This window comes from Candidatus Nanohalobium constans (assembly GCF_009617975.1).
GTDB lineage: Archaea > Nanohalarchaeota > Nanosalinia > Nanosalinales > Nanosalinaceae > Nanohalobium > Nanohalobium constans.
On sequence record NZ_CP040089.1, the window covers coordinates 316,655 to 333,570 of the forward strand.

At 43.9% G+C, this 16,916-nt stretch carries 16 protein-coding genes; 8 read left to right on the top strand and 8 right to left on the bottom strand.

Going from position 1 to position 16,916, the window contains the following annotated elements:
* Positions 1 to 16 precede the first annotated feature (16 nt).
* Together LC1Nh_RS01900 and LC1Nh_RS01905 are read left to right on the top strand one after the other, a co-directional pair.
* Positions 17 to 1,507, top strand: a complete 1,491-nt coding sequence (locus tag LC1Nh_RS01900) for a hypothetical protein (protein WP_153550016.1) — start codon at positions 17 to 19, stop codon at positions 1,505 to 1,507.
* Positions 1,508 to 1,531: 24 nt separating this feature from the next.
* Positions 1,532 to 2,464 (top strand): DUF368 domain-containing protein, encoded by a 933-nt coding sequence (locus LC1Nh_RS01905; RefSeq protein ID WP_153550017.1) that lies wholly within the window; start codon positions 1,532 to 1,534, stop codon positions 2,462 to 2,464.
* Here the strand turns inward: LC1Nh_RS01905 and LC1Nh_RS01910 are convergent.
* From LC1Nh_RS01910 to LC1Nh_RS01920, 3 genes are all read right to left on the bottom strand, one after another.
* Positions 2,461 to 3,027: an LURP-one-related/scramblase family protein gene (locus LC1Nh_RS01910; RefSeq protein ID WP_153550018.1), complete on the bottom strand. Its 567-nt coding sequence runs from the start codon at positions 3,025 to 3,027 to the stop codon at positions 2,461 to 2,463. The two genes, LC1Nh_RS01905 and LC1Nh_RS01910, sit on opposite strands and share 4 nt — an antisense overlap.
* A 34-nt stretch (positions 3,028 to 3,061) precedes the next feature.
* Complete coding sequence (prf1, locus tag LC1Nh_RS01915) at positions 3,062 to 4,303, bottom strand: peptide chain release factor aRF-1 (protein ID WP_153550019.1); 1,242 nt, start codon at positions 4,301 to 4,303, stop codon at positions 3,062 to 3,064.
* Positions 4,304 to 4,370: 67 nt separating this feature from the next.
* The gene (locus tag LC1Nh_RS01920) at positions 4,371 to 6,962 is read right to left on the bottom strand and encodes a valine--tRNA ligase (protein WP_153550020.1); all 2,592 of its coding nucleotides are present in this window, start codon (positions 6,960 to 6,962) and stop codon (positions 4,371 to 4,373) included.
* A 278-nt stretch (positions 6,963 to 7,240) separates the two neighbouring features.
* Here LC1Nh_RS01920 and LC1Nh_RS01925 point away from each other — a divergent pair, with 278 nt between their 5' ends.
* A complete protein-coding gene (locus tag LC1Nh_RS01925) occupies positions 7,241 to 8,047 on the top strand; it encodes a metallophosphoesterase family protein (protein WP_153550021.1) in 807 nt (268 codons plus the stop codon).
* Here LC1Nh_RS01925 and LC1Nh_RS01930 read toward each other — a convergent pair.
* Entirely contained in the window at positions 8,044 to 8,823 is a 780-nt protein-coding gene (locus tag LC1Nh_RS01930) for an MBL fold metallo-hydrolase (protein WP_153550022.1), read from the bottom strand. The two genes, LC1Nh_RS01925 and LC1Nh_RS01930, sit on opposite strands and share 4 nt — an antisense overlap.
* A 74-nt stretch (positions 8,824 to 8,897) precedes the next feature.
* Between LC1Nh_RS01930 and LC1Nh_RS01935 the strand changes: the two genes are divergently transcribed.
* The 3 genes from LC1Nh_RS01935 (at position 8,898) to LC1Nh_RS01945 (ending at position 10,126) form a co-directional block, all read left to right on the top strand.
* Positions 8,898 to 9,218: a hypothetical protein gene (locus LC1Nh_RS01935; protein WP_153550023.1), complete on the top strand. Its 321-nt coding sequence runs from the start codon at positions 8,898 to 8,900 to the stop codon at positions 9,216 to 9,218.
* A 204-nt stretch (positions 9,219 to 9,422) separates the two neighbouring features.
* Positions 9,423 to 9,728 (top strand): hypothetical protein, encoded by a 306-nt coding sequence (locus LC1Nh_RS01940; RefSeq protein WP_153550024.1) that lies wholly within the window; start codon positions 9,423 to 9,425, stop codon positions 9,726 to 9,728.
* Positions 9,725 to 10,126 (top strand): hypothetical protein, encoded by a 402-nt coding sequence (locus LC1Nh_RS01945; protein WP_153550025.1) that lies wholly within the window; start codon positions 9,725 to 9,727, stop codon positions 10,124 to 10,126. Before LC1Nh_RS01940 ends, LC1Nh_RS01945 begins: the two co-directional genes overlap by 4 nt.
* Here the strand turns inward: LC1Nh_RS01945 and metG are convergent.
* Both metG and LC1Nh_RS01955 read right to left on the bottom strand, forming a co-directional pair.
* A complete protein-coding gene (gene metG / locus LC1Nh_RS01950) occupies positions 10,123 to 12,231 on the bottom strand; it encodes a methionine--tRNA ligase (RefSeq protein ID WP_217907070.1) in 2,109 nt (702 codons plus the stop codon). The two genes, LC1Nh_RS01945 and metG, sit on opposite strands and share 4 nt — an antisense overlap.
* Positions 12,232 to 12,306: 75 nt before the next feature.
* Positions 12,307 to 13,086, bottom strand: a complete 780-nt coding sequence (locus tag LC1Nh_RS01955; protein WP_153550027.1) for an HAD-IIA family hydrolase — start codon at positions 13,084 to 13,086, stop codon at positions 12,307 to 12,309.
* Between the two features lie 136 nt (positions 13,087 to 13,222).
* On the opposite strand from LC1Nh_RS01955, the gene LC1Nh_RS01960 reads away from it, so the two are divergent.
* A complete protein-coding gene (locus LC1Nh_RS01960; protein ID WP_217907071.1) occupies positions 13,223 to 15,565 on the top strand; it encodes a vWA domain-containing protein in 2,343 nt (780 codons plus the stop codon).
* Here the strand turns inward: LC1Nh_RS01960 and LC1Nh_RS01965 are convergent.
* Positions 15,537 to 15,728, bottom strand: coding sequence for a 30S ribosomal protein S17e (locus LC1Nh_RS01965; protein ID WP_153550029.1), 192 nt, complete (start codon positions 15,726 to 15,728; stop codon positions 15,537 to 15,539). The genes LC1Nh_RS01960 and LC1Nh_RS01965 overlap by 29 nt on opposite strands.
* A gap of 165 nt (positions 15,729 to 15,893) precedes the next feature.
* Between LC1Nh_RS01965 and LC1Nh_RS01970 the strand changes: the two genes are divergently transcribed.
* The gene (locus LC1Nh_RS01970) at positions 15,894 to 16,040 is read left to right on the top strand and encodes a hypothetical protein (protein ID WP_153550030.1); all 147 of its coding nucleotides are present in this window, start codon (positions 15,894 to 15,896) and stop codon (positions 16,038 to 16,040) included.
* A gap of 27 nt (positions 16,041 to 16,067) precedes the next feature.
* Here LC1Nh_RS01970 and LC1Nh_RS01975 read toward each other — a convergent pair whose 3' ends face one another.
* Positions 16,068 to 16,892, bottom strand: coding sequence for a hypothetical protein (locus LC1Nh_RS01975; RefSeq protein ID WP_153550031.1), 825 nt, complete (start codon positions 16,890 to 16,892; stop codon positions 16,068 to 16,070).
* Positions 16,893 to 16,916 lie beyond the last annotated feature (24 nt).

The following is a 16,916-nucleotide window of genomic DNA, read 5'->3' on the forward strand; positions in this document are numbered from 1 at the left end:
CCGAACCAAAAAGAGTATGAAAAAATTTCTGGTGGTTTTCGCCCTATTGTTTTTAGCTGGAGTGGTTTCAGCACAGGTCAATTATCAGATTGAATCAGATGAATCATCTGTCTATAAAAATACTACAGCGCTTCTTAGCTGCGATGAAGGATCAACTGACTGTCCTGTTAACAGCTGGACACTCCAGTGGACAGTACCTGAAAACGCAGAGATCCTGCGGATAAATGATACGCAGGGTGAGATAGAGGATTACACTCGTACAGGAGACAGTATAAGAATTGAGACTAATACAGGTCCAAGGAGGACAACTGAGAAGATACAGATAAACACTGAGGTGGAGTTATCTGCGGAGGAGCTTGCGCCTGGGCTTTATACAAGAGAGATTTCGCTTTCTGGCTTTCCAGGTGAAGAAACTCAGGGCAGAGCAGAAGTAGACAACCTTCAGTCGACCAGGATTTCTGAAGGTTTCACAAGGTCTCATGGAAGTAATTCTGCGGTTTTTGAGGGTGAAGGCGCAGGCAGTATCAAGTTAAACTTTGGTGAGGGGGATGATTCCCGATTCTACTCGTTTTTCGGAGGCGGTGAGGACAATGGTTCGCTTGCCTACCGTGTGGCTGTCGGTACTACTGGATTGAGACAGAGCTATGACAGGATCCCGGTAGCTGTTCTACCTGATGAGAGGTACGAAGATGAGGTCGCTCCATGGAGTCAGGGAGAGTACACGGGAGGCGTCATTACCTTGAGGAAGGCTCTTGGTGAGGATTTTCAGCCGGTCTTGGCTGAGGAAACTGTCCATGCATTCAACGATGAGGCATTGGATTTTGACAGGACCTCTAGTTCCTGGCTGGATGAAGGGATAGCAGGTTACGCTCAGTCAATGGTTAGGAAAAAACTGGTTGGACCTGAGAAGACTCGCTCAGTTTTCGGAGACGACACTGTCTACTTTACTGAAAGGAATGGCTCTCGTTACAGGATAGAAAAACCTTCATCCGGTAATAGAAATGTTTTATGGAACTATTACCAGGAGAATCGTTCCTTTATGCAGAAATGGAATCCTTCGGAAGTAGAAGCCGATGTCAGAAGTTTTGGGTATGCATACTCCGAACTCATTGTCCGAAACTATGTCTCAAACAATAACTCTGTGAATGATCTTTACAGAGAGATTGAAACAGAGGAGCCATTAACCTCGAACAACGAAAAGTGGACTCACTATGGTAATCATCTTGATTTAACTCCTTGCAGGTTTGATGATAGGGAGAGGTTTGATCAATGTCTTGACAGGGTTAATAACTATGATTATTCTGTGCTTTCCGCCTCTAAAGTTCCTGAGCAGCAGGGAGAGGAGATAAGCATTGAGGAGTTGGAGACTCCGAATTACACGGAGAAAGGTTTGAATGCTCTGGATTCAGGGTTCCGGAATCAGGACTTGTTTGAGGAGAGCTGGGCTAACTCATTAAGAGAATTTGTCCAAGGCATTGTCGATGGTTTGAAGCAGTTCTCTTTTTAACCTGTTCTTCCCAGAATAGATTAAATGAGCTCCGAGAACTGTTTGGAATGGCTCTACATATTTCTGAAAGGCATGGCGATGGGAGCGGCAGATGCAGTGCCTGGTGTCTCAGGAGGTACAATAGCACTTATTACCGGGATATACGAGAGATTTATTCATGCGATAACTTCTGTAGGGTTCGAAGATATAATTGAGGTTCTGGATGGGTTTAGAACTTTGGATTTCTCTGTAATTGTTCAGAAGTTTGAGGAGGCTGATGGAAGGTTCTTGATGGTGCTTGGAGCAGGGATACTTACCGCGATTCTCACTGTTTTACAGTTAGTACATTATTTGCTGTCTAACTATGCGGTGTTGACTTATGGATTTTTCTTTGGGTTGATAGCTGCTTCGGTTATTGCGCTTTACCAGAAGATAGAGGTTTCAGAGCTTCAGTCTGTGCTTGCGGCTGTTACTGGTTTTATTCTTTCTTTCATGGCTTCAGGCTATGCAAGTACTTCTATGGGTCATGGGCTTCCGGTAATTTTTGTGGCTGGTGTGGTGGCGATTTGTGCAATGGTTTTGCCAGGTATTTCGGGCTCTCTACTTCTGATTATTCTAGGTCAGTATGAGTATATGGTAGGGGCTTTGTCAAAGTTTTTCGATTCGCTGCTGTCGGGCAATTCTTTAATTGAATCGTCGGTCCCGGTTATTACATTTTCCTCTGGGGCGGTTGTTGGAGTTCTGACGGTTTCACACGTGGTTAAATGGGCTTTGGAGAACTACAGGGAGATGGCTCTGGTTTTTCTCGTTAGCCTGGTTGCAGGTGCTCTCAGGGCGCCGATAGTTGAAATAGGGAAGGTTTTGGCTAATACTGATGCTACCTGGGTTTCAGTTATGCCTGAGTTTGCCTCTGCTGCGTTGGCAGGTTTTGCAGCTGTTTTGGTTCTTGACTATAAGGCAGGGGTTGTTGAGATCTAGTTTCCTTCCAGTGCATCGATTGTTATTGCTGCGGCGAGGATAGCCTCTTTGTTTTCTACTCCTTCGTTGAGATCTATCTCATATCTGTCCTTGATCAAGGTGAAGCTCTGTTTTATGGTTCCGATCTGGTTGTCCTGCGGGTCTTCTATAGTGTATTTGTGTGGTAGCATGTCGAACAGTTCGTTTAGTCCTCTTAGTATTCCTATAAGCTTTCCTCTGCTTTGAATGGTCGCTATCTCCATCCCGTTCCGGTCCTGTACCTCCCAGGAATGCACAAGAAAGCTGAAGTTCTTCTTAAGCACAGCCACTTCCTCCCTGGTCTCCGAATCTGTGAGGGCGTAGTCTCCGGCGATATCCATTATCTGCTCTGCTTTAACAGTGAAGACTTCATTTCCCTCAGGATCAGTAAATGGAAACTCCTCCTTCATTTTGAACATTTTCTGCTTTGTTCTAAGAACTTCTTTGCCTGCAGAATCATATACTTTGTAAGCGTTTCTGACAGCTTTCTGCTTCACAGTATAACTGTTGTCTTCAAAATCTATTCTGTTGAGAACTCCAGTCATATCAACATTTTTTGTGATAGGGTCTTAAACAACTTTACCTTATCCTGTAGCGCATGATCGCTGCTATGCCACCAAGATTCATCAGGCGTTTCCCTTCCTCATGATCAGTGGAAATGATCTCCAGTTCAGAACTCATCTCCTCAGCTTTCTCACCGAAGACATCGATAATATCTCCGATGTCTTCCAGCTGCATCGCCTCACTGCACTCATCACATTCGATAGAATCAGCTATTTCCGGCTTCTCCTCAAATACTTCTTTCTCGTGACCTTGTGGACAGTTATATTTGGCTCTGTAGATGTTCACATCTTCTGAGATCAGTACTGTTTCCACAGCACCCATTTTCAGCGCTTCTTCTACTTGTTCCAAGCCGTACTCGGATTTTCCGTTCTCCTTGTTCAGGTTGTCGAAGAACTCGTTGACCAGGTTTCTCTCCTTGACCACTTGAGAATCTTCTATTGATTCCTCTGCCTTGTCTACAAGTCTGGAGAGCCCTGCTTCTCCTGATACATCCAGGCTTTTGGTTGCCACGATCTTATCCTGAAGCTCCTGGTGAAGATGATCATCATCGACAAGCTTATCTTTTACAAATCCTGGACCTCCTATGATTAAGCCCAACAACTTGTCTTCACGAGCTTTCTTCATGAAGGCGTTCTTTGACTTCTCCGCTATCTCATCAAGGAAAGTCTTCAGCATTTCGTCTCTAAGACGGCTGAATCTCTGGGCAGACTGCCCTCCTGCTTTTGTTTTTCCCGGAACATTCGATTCCAGGGTGTAAACTGTTTTAATTGAGCTGCCCTGAAGGTAACCAATTGCAGCATTGTTCTTATCGGCTACAATCAATCCGTAGACACGGTCGTCTACAATCATTTCCTGTAACGGCTCTAGTACGAATTCTTTGTCACATCTGTAGTGTCTGGACTCGATTGGCTGTGGTGGGACTACTTCCCAGATCTTGATGTCTGGGCGTCCTTCTGTTTCCGAGACATTTCCTGCGAAGAAGGCGACGCCGTTTTCCGGTGGTTCGTGCTCCTCTGAAACCTTTCTACCTATCTTACCAAGAGCATCCTGAACATTGGTCCTTGTATGCTTCGACTTAATGTTCTCAGCTTCAGACTGCTCGGAAGTAATGAACTCTGAGATCTTCGACATGTCGTATCCAGCAGGAATATAAAGCGAAACAAGTTCAGTATTTCTACCCCTAATATCCTCAAGCTCTTTCAACAGCTTCTTCAACTGGTACTTATTCATTCCTACCTGATTTTCATCATCTGTCATAGAAAAACAGTTGTTAGTAAACTCTTTTTATTCATGCACGAAATAAGATGGAGAAAGAAAGTAGAGTTTACTGGATGATGATTATACAGCCATCAGTCTCCAGCATCTCTCCTTCTCCCGTGTAGGTCACTTCTTCTCTGACCTCGAATTCTTCTGCTTTCAGGTGTTCTCCAGCTACTTCCAGCCTTGCTCCATCCAGCATCCATTCCTCGTTCTCCAGTGCTTCTTCTATTTCTCCCACTTTGTCGCCGTACTTTGGTCCAGCTTTGGAGTAGTCAAGGGAGATCTCAACTACTTTCTTCTCGGTCTCAGGCTCCTCCTCTAGATTCTCAAGCTCTTGGACATGCATTACTTCCTTGATTGCCTCGTCCATGCCTGAGATGTTTCCGAAGATCTGGACATGTTCTATTTCTTCGTTGAGACTCATCTGGTTGCTGGACTTGTACTTACGCAGTGCAGAAATAACCTGCATTGCGTTTTCTCCTGCTTCCAGATCTGCATCTTCGCCCGAAGTTTCTGGCCAGCTTGATGTGTGGATGCTGTTGCCTGAGTACATTTCGTTCCAGATTTCTTCTGTGATGTGGCTTAGGAGCGGTGCAAACAGCTTTATGAACTTCCTATGTGCTGTCCGTAGTGTGTACTGGGCTGATTGGCTTTCTTCTGCGTCGAGTCTCTGTTTGGTGATTTCTAGGTAGTCTCCGCAGAATGTGTCCCAGAAGAAGCTTCTGAGTTCGTCTCGTGCTTTGGAGAATTCGTAGTTCTCCATTTGCTCTGTCAGGTCTTCGATTAGTTCGTCCTGTTCTGCTAGCATCCAGGCGTCGATTTCCTCAAGGTTTTCTGGCTTCTTTGGGTTTTCTTCTGTCAGCTGATCGACTAGTTTCGATGCGTTCCAGATCTTCCGCATCAGCTTCTCTCCAGACTCCAGTTCTTTCTCTTTGAATGGGAAGTCGTTGCCGACCTTTGAGCCTGCTGCCCAGTACCGTGCTGCATCGACTGGGAACTCTTCGAGGACTTCTGCTGGTGCGACGACATTTCCTTTCGACTTGGACATTTTCTCCCTGTGTTCGTCAAGGACATGTCCGTGGTTCATCGTTGACTGGAATGGAACCTCTCCTGTATGTTCGTAGCACTTGACGACTGTGTGGAACAGCCAGAAACTGATGATGTCGTGGCCTTCTGGACGCAGGTTGAATGGGTAAAGTTCTTCCCTTCCCATTTCGAACTCTTCATCCTGTTCGTCCCAGTCCCAGTGAGCGTTGATTAATGGAGTCAAGCTGGATGTTGCCCAGGTGTCAAAGACATCTTCCTCAGCTCTGAACTCTTCTCCACCACATTCCGGACATTCATGTACTGGTGGTTCGTCTTCTATTGGATCAACTGGGAGATTCTCTTTTTCTGCAACTATCTCCTCTCCACAGTCTTTGCAGTACCAGACTGGGAAGGGGATTCCACTGTCTCTCTGTCTGCTGATGCACCAGTCCCACTCCAGTCCTTCGATCCAATGCTCATAACGAGTATGCATCTTCTCAGGGAACCAGTCCATCTGTTCTCCGGCATCCAGGTACTTTTCTTTCCTGTCAAGCAGCTTGATGTACCACTGCTCGGTGACCCGGAACTCGATATCTTCATCACATCGCTCATGAACCTGGACATCATGAGTAATTGCCTCACGATCCAAGAGAAGACCTTCATCATCTAGGTCCTCAACGATTGCTTCACGAGCTTCATGAGTGCTCATCCCCTCATACTTTCCAGCAAGCTCTGTCATCGTACCGGATTCATCGATGGCGACTTTCAGGTCGAGGTCGTGTGCCTGATACCATTCGATGTCGGTCTGATCTCCGAATGTACAACACATTACTACGCCTGAGCCTTTCTCCATGTCAACCCGTTCATCTTCAATAATCGGTACTTCGTGTCCAAACAATGGAACTTCTGCCTTCTCTCCGACTAAATTATCATTTGTCTCGTCCTCAGGGTGGACAAAAATCGCGACACAAGCAGGGATTAACTCTGGTCTTGTTGTTGAAATAATGATTGAACCGTTTCCGGTTGCTAATTCAAACTCGATATCGTTGAAGTGAGAGTCTCGCTCTGCGTCCTCTGTCTCAACCTGAGAAATCGCAGTTTCACATTCTGGACACCAGATTGCCGGTGCCTTCTTTCTGTATTCTCGGTCTTTTTCGTAGAGGTCTATGAATGAGAGCTGGGAGATTCTCTGGACTCTTGGTTCGATTGTCTTGTATGTATTTGTCCAGTCATGGCTGATTCCAAGGCTCTGCATGTTGTTCGTGAACTTCTCTTCGTATTCCTGGCAGACTTCCCGACATTTTTCTTGGAACTCTCGCCTTGTGAAATCCTGATGTCTTATTCCTAGTTCTGATTCTGTAAGTCTTTCTGAGGCGATTCCGTTGTCGTCGTAGCCGAATGGCTGGAAGACTTTCTTTCCACGCATTCTCTGGAACCTTGCCTGGAAGTCCTGCAGTGTCTGACCGTAAAGATGCCCCATGTGAAGGCTTCCGGATACAGTTGGTGGTGGCGTGTCTATTGAGAATACTTCTTCGTTGTCGCTGCTTCCGCTGTACTTGTATGTCTGGTTTTCAACCCATTTTTCCTGCCATTTCTCTTCAACTGCTTCCGGACTGTATTCGCCTTCCATTATTGTTTAAACCTCATAGAAACAGCTTCTCGAGTAGCTTTAAATCCATTTTTCAGGCAGCGAAAACCAGCCGAACAGAGATTTAAGCTAGAGTTGGGACTGTTTAGAAGATTTTGATAATCCTGAATCTCATTGAGATTCAAGGTCGCAGAAGCCATCTGGCTTCGAGTTCGTCTTGTGCCGTACAAAACGGTCACCTGTAGTTGATAGGGTCATAGTAATCAGTTCTGATTTCTCAGCCGATTCTTTTATTAGCTTCGTAAGTAGAGCGTAGAAGCATGAAAGCATTAATTATCGGAGATTGTCATGGCGAGATGCCTGAACTCCCTGAAAAAGCTGATTTTGACCTGGTTCTGGCTGTAGGTGATATCTGCGGGGGAACGGATGAGATGCGTTCTGCGATGTTTGAGGCTCGAGGAAGTGAGGAAGAATGGTATGAAGTATTTGGTGAAGAGAGGGCTGAAGAGGTCGTAAGAAGCTCTATTAAGAAGGGGAAAGAAATTCTTTCCAAGTTAGATTCTCTAGGTGTTCCGATTTTTGTCGTTCCTGGTAATTGGGACTGGACAGGTGAGAACTCTGACTGGGAGTTTCTGGACGGAAAAGGTTATCCCGAGATGCTCAAGGAATTTGAAAACATCTATAACTTGAATTTTTGTAGGGAGGAAGTCAATGGCTGGAATTTTGTGGGTTATGGTCCTTGTTCGGGTCCTGAGGTTCCGCAGTATGAGGATGACAAGCCTGGATCTGATGAAGAAATGGAAGAGATCAGGGCAGAGTATGAAGAAAAGAAGAATTGTTTGAAAGAGGTCTTTACTGAGGATAATACCGTCTTCTTATCTCATAATGTGCCTCAGGGAACTTCGCTTGATGAGATTGATAATCCGGATTCTCCGGTTGATGGAAGGCATTATGGTTCTGTTATTGTCAAGGAGCTAGTTGAAGAGTTTGGTCCTGAGTACAGTATTGCGGGTCATATGCATGAAGCAGAGGGCAGAGAGAAAATTGGAGAAACGGAATGTTTGAATACTGGTTTGAATACTGTTTGGGTTTTGGATACTGAGGAAGGGATTTCGAAGTATTCTTAGAAGTCGCCTAGGCTCCTGTTACCAGGATACTGCATACCGTCTTCAGCGAATGTTACCTTGGCATCTACTTGTTCTTTCAGCCATTCTTCCTGTTTTTCTAGGTCTGAGTTGAGGAATTTTTGTCCAAAGTGTGTTATTATGATGTTTTCTACTTCTGTCTGTTCTACTATTTTCGGTACTTCGTCTAGTGAGGTGTGTCCTTTGATTCCTTCGTTTCTTGGGCGTGAGCAGTAAATTACTAGTGTGTCGCATCCTTTGTAGAGTTCTGTGAGTTCGTCTGAGTACTGTGTGTCTGTCCAGAAACCTATCTTCTTTTCCTCTGTCTCCAGTGTGAATCCCTGTGTTTTTGGGTCGCCGTGGAACATTTCCTGGCTCTCGATCTTCAAATCTTTGAATTCGTGTTTTGAATCTTCCTCAAGGACTTTTACTTCCATGCAGAGGTCTTTATGGTAGTTGCTGACCGCTTTCTCCACTTCTCCGTAGCCATGGATAACTGATTCAGAACCGAAGACTGCGCCTGGCTTATCCGATGCCTGAGTCATCATCCCAATCAACGGCTCGACATCATTCGAATGATCGGGATGAGCATGAGAAACCAAGACAGCCTCAGTATCCAGAGGATTATCCAACTCCTCATGACAATGATACAGGGCACCGGGACCGGGATCTACATGAATCTGAGTATCACCTGTTTGAACCACTATGCCACCAGTCTGCCTATTCTGATAACCAGTAACATATCTTCCTCCGCCAGTCCCCAAGAACTTGAGTTTCATATGTTTACTATTTTTCTGATGATTCTTTTGTAAGAATCAATTCAATAATATTGTTTGTCGTCAGTAGGTAAAATATGGGGGCGAATCTTGAGGCTGAAATTTTGACTGCCGACAGAGAAGAGGGAATACTGATAGGTGAAGCAATTTTAGAGGGTAAGAGGCTTGATTTGTATTTAGAATCCAACCTCTGGTCGGGAACAGTGGGAGTAGATGTAGAAAACTCCGAAGCATATGATGTACAGGAAATCGAATCAACGCCCTCGATAGCATATAATGAAGATGGTACTGTGTCATTAGCATATAGGTCAGATGCAGGACACCCTAGACTTCCAGAAACTGATGAAGAGCTTTCTGCTTATGTACTTAAAGCCTTATCAGATGGCAACTATATATGAATAGAAAAACCAACAAAACAAGTATTGTGTTACTCCATAACAACAACATTTATAAGTGTCGCAACCCAAGTATAACATATGATCTCAATGAGCCAAAACGAATACAGTTCAATCGCGGAAAAGTCCCTTGAGGAGCTAAGGGAAGAAACTCCTAACACTCAAACCCAGTTAAAAACCAGAGAAATCGAGACCAGGTGATTGGCTGTGAAGGATATTAAGCCAAAGTCTTCGGTATCCTCAGAATATAGTATTGATGGGGATTCGTATTCTATAGAAAGAGTAACTTATGCAGTAGGTGGTGAAGAGATTGATAACACTAGAATTAGGAAGGATGGAGAAATTGTAGCAAGTAAAACAGTTGCGGAGTCTGGTCTTGAGGAAGTTACTAGCAATTATGAAGATATGGAGTCATACATTCATGAAAATGCAGAGAAAAAAACTTCCGAATCTTGGGGCTCTACTGATCGAAGACTTGAAGGTGAGTCACCTGTTGGAGGTGCTTTGCAATGAAGTCAGATCTAGCTGATGATTTGCGTGGGGTTGGCAATTATTCTGATGATGCAGTTGAGGCAGATGTAGCTAGGACTGATATAGGGAAAATTATCCAGACTATGAATGACTATGATATAGTAGAGGACCCGGAAAGTGAGAGATATATTCTTAGTGATGGTACACACCAGTATTCAGTGGAAATTCAGTGGACAGATATGGGAGATGAAGAGGAAGTAGCAGTCTATATCCAAGAGTCACACACAGGATTTCATAATGAGGCACTAGAACAGGGAAGTACTATGAACACAGGAGAAATCTTACAGCCATCTGAGGATGGTGCTACATTCGGTGATCCATCTGAAGCACTTCGTCAAGGAGCAAATAGAGCACCAAGTAAGAGAGAAAGAGGGTTTTAATTCACTTCACTCCCTATATCTATCTCTTCTTCTGTTGTCAGCATTGTGACTTTTCCTTCTTCGTTTTCTGCTGCCAGCATCATGCACTCACTTTTCTCTCCACGCAGCTCGGTGGGTTCCAGGTTGGCTAGGACGATCACATTTTTGCCTTTTAGTTCTTCTTTGGTGTAGTGGTTTTTGAGTCCGGCGCAGGTCTGTAGCGTTGCTTTGCCTACATTTACCTGTACTTTGTAGAGTTTGTCTGCGTTTGGATGTTCTTCGACTTCTTCTACTTGTCCTGTTCTGATGTCCATGTCCATGAAGTCGTCGAAGCTGACTGTGTCCTCGTTAAAAACCTGTTCTTCCGAGTTCTCGTCTTCTTGTTCCATGTTTTCGTCCTCTAGTTGTTCTTGGTGTTGTGATGTGTCGATTTTCTCGAATAGGATCTCTCTTTCTCCGAGTTCGTGTCCTGGTTCCAGCGCTCCTACTGTACCCTCTAATTCGTTCTTTTCTTCGTTTACATCGATTTCTGTGTTGAGTTGGTCTGCGATGCTTTTGCTGGATTCGGGTATGAAGGGGTAAATTGCTTTGCTTAGGGCGTTGATTATTTGTACTGCGACATAGATTGTTTCTTCTCTTCTCTCTTCGTGGTTCCATGGCTGTTCTTTGCTGAGGTATTTGTCTCCGTGCCTGGCGATTTCTAGGGCGGTGTCTAGTGCTTCCTTCAACTCTTTATCCTCAAATTCTTTATCGTATTCTTCTAGCAGGTTTTCTGTTTTCTCCAGTGCTTTTTCATCCTTTTCTTCGAGTTCTGGTTCTGGTACTTTGTTGTCGAACCAGTCTTCTGCTAGACTCAAAGTCCTGTTGACGAAGTTGCCGACCGTGTTGTTTAGCACTCCGTTGATTTCATGTTCGAAGTCTTCCCAGTCGAAGTTTGTGTCTTCCGAGGTTGGAAGTCTTCTGGCTAGGTAGAATCTCCAGTAGTCGGCTCTGTAGTACTCCGCAGCTTCGTTGATGAAAATTCCTCTATTCCGGGAGGTGGAGAATGCTCCGTCGTTCCACATCAGGTACTGCTGAATGAACTCGTAATCTGGTAAACCATAGCTCATTTCCTCGTTTGAGGCACCGAGCAGCATTGTAGGGAAGATCACTGCGTGGAAGATGGCGTTGTCCTTGCCGATTGAATGGATGATCTCTGACTTTTCATTCCAGTAGTCTCTCCATTCGCCTGAATCGTTGAAGAGCTCTCTTGTAAATCCTATGTAACCTATCGGTGCGTCAAACCAGACATAAAGAACCTTGTCTTCGTACTTGTCTTCATCCAGCTTTTCCACGTTCAGATTTTCTTCTTCGATCCTCTGGTTTACTCTTTCTACTGGTATCTGGAATCCCCAGTCTTGGTCTCTTGTAATGGACCGGTCCTCGGCTTCTTCCAGGTCGTGTAGTATCTGTTTCTCCATGCTTTCCGGAACCGGTTTCTCCTGTTTGATCCATTCTTTCAAGTCTTCTTTGTATTCGGTGAGGTCTAGGAATAGGTGGTCAGTCTCTCTGAATTCTATATCATTGTTTCCACAGATCTGGCATTCCGGGTTCTCTATTTCTTTCGGTTCTATCAGTTTTCCACATTCATCGCATTGGTCTCCTCTTGCTAGTCCTCCGCAGTGTGGACAGTCTCCTTCGATGTATCTGTCTGGTAAGAATCTCTCATCGTTATGGCAGTAGGCCATGTTCTGTGTTTTTTCGTTGATCAATCCTTTGCAGTATATCTCTTCGAACATGTCGTGGGTCTGTTTCTTATTGTGTTCGCTGTGAGTATCTGAGAAGATTGAGAAATCTACATTCAGGCTTTCGTATGCTTCCTTGACTTTTCTGGTCTGTTCATCTTTAATATTTCTTGGATTGACTCCTCTTTCCAGTGCTTCTAGTTCGAGCGGTGTTCCGTGTACGTCTCCGCCGCAGATGAACTCGTTTCGTACTCCTTTAATATCTAGGAATCTGTGGTATAGTTCTGCTGGTAGTACGCTTCCTGCCATGTTTCCTAGGTGTGGCATTCCTTGTACATATGGGAGTGCTGAGGTAACCGTAACCTTTCTGTTGGAGTTAGCTGATGTAATTTTCGAGTTCACCTGTCCAATTTTCTGGTTGAGAATCTTTTAAATTTCAGATAGTGTTCGGATCGGCAGGATAAAAGAAGTTTTTCTCTAAATTAGTTTTCTTTTGAGTCTGTTCAGATTTGATAGGCCGAAGTCTGGCTGCTTTTTTTCTTCTGCTTTGGCTATTTTTTGCCTTGTGATGTCGCCGCTCATGACTGCTCCGGTTTTCATGCCTAGTTCGTTGCCTGTTTTGATGTCTGCTAGTCTGTCGCCGATGAATAGTGAACCGGTTGGAACATAGGTGAAGTAGTTTCTGAATTCGTCTCTGAACTCTTCGCTAGGCTTGCCGACCAGTCTTACATTGTCTGCGTAGGTTCGGAGTGCTTTGTTGAATGGTTCTTGGTGTGGTTGCTTGCTGTTAGTCTTTCTGAATACTTTTTCTGTGCTACAGATGTAGAGTTCTCCGTCTTCTTGAAGTATTTTCATGGCTTTTCTGAGTTTTTCGTAGTTGAACTGTCTGTCAAGTCCTGCTACTACTATATCTGCGTTCTGTGAGATTTCTATGTCTTCCTCTTCTAGTTCGTCGATTAATCCTTTTTCGCCTATTGCGTAAACCTGTTTAACATTTTCATCTGCCAGTACCTGGGCTGCTACATATCCTGAGGTAATTATGTCGTCTTTTTCGACAGGGATATTCATCGAGGAGAGTTTCTGGGCGTAGCCTTTTCTTGAGAGTATGTTGTTATCGGTGTGGAATCTAATCTTTTTATCTTTTTCTCTGAGTGTGTCGATAAGGTCTTCTGCTCCGATTATTGTTTTGTCCCAGTTCCAGATGGTCTTGTCTAGGTCGAAGAAGTATGTATCTTTTTTCTTTATTTCGGGCTTCATGTTTTGTTATTGTTTGATTAATTTATTATAAATCGGAAGCTAGGTTTTCCTGGGTGTCTGTTCATTTTTTATTGTGTCGTTACTAATTGTGGTTTGGATGAGTCGGAGATTGTGTTTTTTTGTGTTGGTTTTTCTGATGTTTTCGGGGTTTGGTCTGTCTCAGGCTTCTGCTGATAATTTGGATGCTAGTGTTGAGACGTCTGGTGATTTTGTTTTGGGTAGGTCGGTGACTTCAGTGTTCAGTTATGATATTGATGATCCCTATGAGCCGGTTGATACTTCTTTGGTTATTGATGAGTCCGGAAGTATGGATGGTGTGATGGATGATGCTAAAGATGCTGCAAAGACGTATGTGGAGAATACGAATACTGGTCAGGGGGATGAGAATGCGGTGGTGGAGTTTGAGGATACTGCTAGTACTATTCAGTCGCTTACTTCTAGTAAGCAGGATGCTAAGGATGAGATTGATTCAATTGACGCTGGTGGTGGAACAGAATTGCCTGCGGGTGTAAGTGAGGGACATGATTCTCTGGAATCTGGTACGAATGCTGAGCAGGTTATGATTGTTTTGGCTGATGGGGATGGGAATGATCCTGGTTATGAGGCGGATCAGGCTAGGGCTGATGGAATCAAGATACATGGTATACTTTATGGATCGGATGCTAGTACCAGTGAATTTGAAAGCTTGACGGGTTCTGATTGTACGACTGACTCTAGTGAGAATGGTGATGGTGATAATTGCTGGTATGCTGAGCCAGGTACGATTAATTCTGTTTATACTTCTATAAGAGAGACTACTCAGACTGAAACAGATACTGATATTAGGATGAGGCTTAGGGATTTCGCATACGAGAGCCATGGGAATTATGAGTCGAGAAATGAGTTATCGGGGGAGAATCAGGAGTTTGTCCGTAGTTATGACAATGTAGATTCTGGTAGTTATAAGGAAGAGTTCAAGTGGCGACCAACTGTCAAAGGAACTGAAACTGAGATGGTTACAGGAGACTCATTAATCGAGGTTACATCTGAAGGAGAGACAAATGAGTTTATGTTTCCGGGTCCTAAGCTAGAGGATGTAGATTACGTGGATTTCAATATTTCAGGTTATTCTGTTCGGAGAACTAGTACAGGTGTTGGTGTGGAAGTTTCAGTTACAAATGAAGGTACGGAACCATCTTACAAGAATGAAGTACGATTAGAGGATTCTTCAGGGAATTATAAGGTTAAAGAGATTCCGGTTCTTGATCCTGGTGAATCTACTGAAATCTCTTATTCCTTTTCAAATTCTCATAAGATATTTGACAATCCTGAAGAATTAAAGCTGCATGTCGATCCTCCAGGAGATTTAAGCGGTCAACCTGAAGGTTTCTGGGATGGAACTGGTCATGGTGAGGGCGATACTTTGGAGCCAAATGAAGATAATAATGATGAACCTATTGGTTTTCCCCCTATTTTAGACTCTGTTTCTCCTGACAATGTGGATTGGAATGATGTTTATGCTCCTAAGTTTACTGTTAGGCATCATGCCCCTGATAGGGTTTCTGGAGTGTACAATTTTACCAATAAGACAGTCTTGGAAGATGAGGATGAAGAGCTGTCGACAGTCCCAAACCCAGATTCAAGTAATGAGGCGGTTTTGAAGACCGATCAGTATCGTGCAGATCCTGCTGAGAGGTATTATAATTTTACTGTTAATTTGACTGATGGCGATAATACCTATTCTGTTTTCGATGCAAAGAGTTATTATCCTGTAAATCCTCCTCCCAAGGCTTCAGCTGTTAATCCGGAAAACGGAGGATTTATCTCTGAATTCCCTGTAACCTTGGCTTCTGAGGTCAATGATGCGAACTCTGAGTACCATGGTAGAACTCTTGACGTATCAATTTACGATCATAATGATCAAAAGCTTACTTCCGCTAAAGTGATGCCTAGCGATGTAATTAACTATGACTGGGATGTCCCAGATGCTGTTGAGAAAGAATATGAATGGACTGTAGAAGTAGAAGATAAGTGGGATGCAATAAACAGGACGTTCTCTTTCACCAAGATCATAGGCAGTTCATACAGAAGCAAGCTTTCAGCTGACTTAAACTATACTTCGATAATTATGGAGGCGGGTTCGAACGAGTATGCGACTTTGAGCATTGAAAATGAGGTAAATAACAGGAAAAATATCACAATTAATCTGAACGGGGTTGAAGCCGAATTTGTTGATGGGGAGGATTCTAAAACTATACCTAACTTCCCTAAGCAGTCTGTGGAGACATATAGGATAAGGATTACCCCTGACAAGGCTGTAAACGATGACCTGATTATCCAGGTTAGAAATAACGATTTAGGTATTAACACTACTGAGAGGGTTCCTGTCAGTGCCACAGGTGATACAAGGCAGTCAGGTAGAGATGTGCCTGGAATAGGATTCTACCAGTTACTAGTCCTTTTTACTGCAGCTACAGTTCTTTATTCTGCAGCACTCTGACAATGTATCCTGCTACTCGGTTCCGCAGTCTCTTGGACTTAAACTCTTCAGTATCTTTCAATGCTTCCTTGTTTTCATCAAAATCTTCGCTGAATCTTTCTTCATCTGCGTCTACCAGGTTTGATGCCAGTCTTTTCACATATGTCTGTCTTACTCTTCCCATATCAAACCTGTCTTAGACAATTTTCTTAAACCCCTCTGATTTAAACCGGTGCAACACCTAAGTTTCAGCCTTGACAACCATCCGAAGACAAGTACTGGACATTCTCAACCATAAACCTGGAATAACATAGTTTGCCCATTAAATCCAAAGACAAGAAGGAGGGAGTTGTTCCAAAACTTCAAACTCGCCGTAGAACGTGAAATATATGCGGAAAAAGTAGAAGACGCGATGCTCGAATACCTGGAAGACGCCAAAATACAGGGGAAGAAACAAGGCAGAAACGGTACATCGCAGGGGCTAGAATGGGGCTAGCAGGTTTAGTAGTGGCAGCACTGAATATTATACTTCCTGGTTAACTGTGTATCCTGTTACTCTGTGGTTCTCTTGTTGATGGTAGATGTCTCTAGCTGTTTTCTGTAGAGGACTGTTCTCGATAGGAGTTCCTTGCTCTCCGAAAATCTTCTTCCAGGGAACATTGTATTCCTTCCTTGGATACCATGGTGCATCTTCCTCATCAGGGTCAATGCTTAGATCAGAGTCATCGTATCGCCTGACTACTTCTTCAAAAAGATTTTTAGGTATCAGCACTTGTCTATGTAGATCTAGGTAGATTAAGTCATCTCCAGGGCTTCCATCGACAGCTGGTTCGAATATTTGTGTCTGTCTTTTAGCCTCTTCGAAGTCATCAATCCCTTCATACTCCTCTGGGTTAAACCCTAGCGTGGTACGGCCGTTCGGAACCGGTTCATCTACCACGCTGTAGAGGTTGAGTTCGAAAAGTGATTTAGGAGGAAGATCGTCGTATGATTCATGTCTGACTACGAAGCTCCCTCTCTGCCCCAATCCTCCATTATTAACGAATAAGGAGCAAGATTTGACCTGTACTCCCCATCCAGAGAAGTCATCGTCGAACCCAATGTATACATCTGCTGAATTATCTTTGAACTCTGCTCCATAATTCCACGCCGCTAACTGCTCGAAACCAGAGCCAATCAGTTTCGGTATCTTACCCTCCAGCTTGGGTCTGTCAAGAGACTCCGCTTTCTCAACTCTTCCGCCTTGAAACCCCTCTGGCATATCCAAAGATCCAACCACTCTAGATAAATCATAGACTAAATCTTGGTTTTCCAAGACCGAATTCACATCATCAAGAGTCCCTATCACTATTCACTCTAACATACTAAAAAT

What these genes read in the sequence shown, in the direction of transcription:
- LC1Nh_RS01900 (WP_153550016.1), top strand. Translation starts at nt 17, where the DNA reads ATGAAAAAATTTCTGGTGGTTTTCGCCCTATTGTTTTTAGCTGGAGTG.
- LC1Nh_RS01905 (WP_153550017.1), top strand. Translation starts at nt 1,532, where the DNA reads ATGAGCTCCGAGAACTGTTTGGAATGGCTCTACATATTTCTGAAAGGC.
- LC1Nh_RS01965 (WP_153550029.1), bottom strand. Translation starts at nt 15,728, where the DNA reads ATGGGAAGAGTAAGACAGACATATGTGAAAAGACTGGCATCAAACCTG.
- prf1 (WP_153550019.1), bottom strand. Translation starts at nt 4,303, where the DNA reads ATGACAGATGATGAAAATCAGGTAGGAATGAATAAGTACCAGTTGAAG.
- LC1Nh_RS01920 (WP_153550020.1), bottom strand. Translation starts at nt 6,962, where the DNA reads ATGGAAGGCGAATACAGTCCGGAAGCAGTTGAAGAGAAATGGCAGGAA.
- LC1Nh_RS01930 (WP_153550022.1), bottom strand. Translation starts at nt 8,823, where the DNA reads ATGAAACTCAAGTTCTTGGGGACTGGCGGAGGAAGATATGTTACTGGT.
- LC1Nh_RS01935 (WP_153550023.1), top strand. Translation starts at nt 8,898, where the DNA reads ATGGGGGCGAATCTTGAGGCTGAAATTTTGACTGCCGACAGAGAAGAG.
- LC1Nh_RS01960 (WP_217907071.1), top strand. Translation starts at nt 13,223, where the DNA reads ATGTTTTCGGGGTTTGGTCTGTCTCAGGCTTCTGCTGATAATTTGGAT.
- LC1Nh_RS01955 (WP_153550027.1), bottom strand. Translation starts at nt 13,086, where the DNA reads ATGAAGCCCGAAATAAAGAAAAAAGATACATACTTCTTCGACCTAGAC.
- LC1Nh_RS01910 (WP_153550018.1), bottom strand. Translation starts at nt 3,027, where the DNA reads ATGACTGGAGTTCTCAACAGAATAGATTTTGAAGACAACAGTTATACT.
- LC1Nh_RS01925 (WP_153550021.1), top strand. Translation starts at nt 7,241, where the DNA reads ATGAAAGCATTAATTATCGGAGATTGTCATGGCGAGATGCCTGAACTC.
- LC1Nh_RS01945 (WP_153550025.1), top strand. Translation starts at nt 9,725, where the DNA reads ATGAAGTCAGATCTAGCTGATGATTTGCGTGGGGTTGGCAATTATTCT.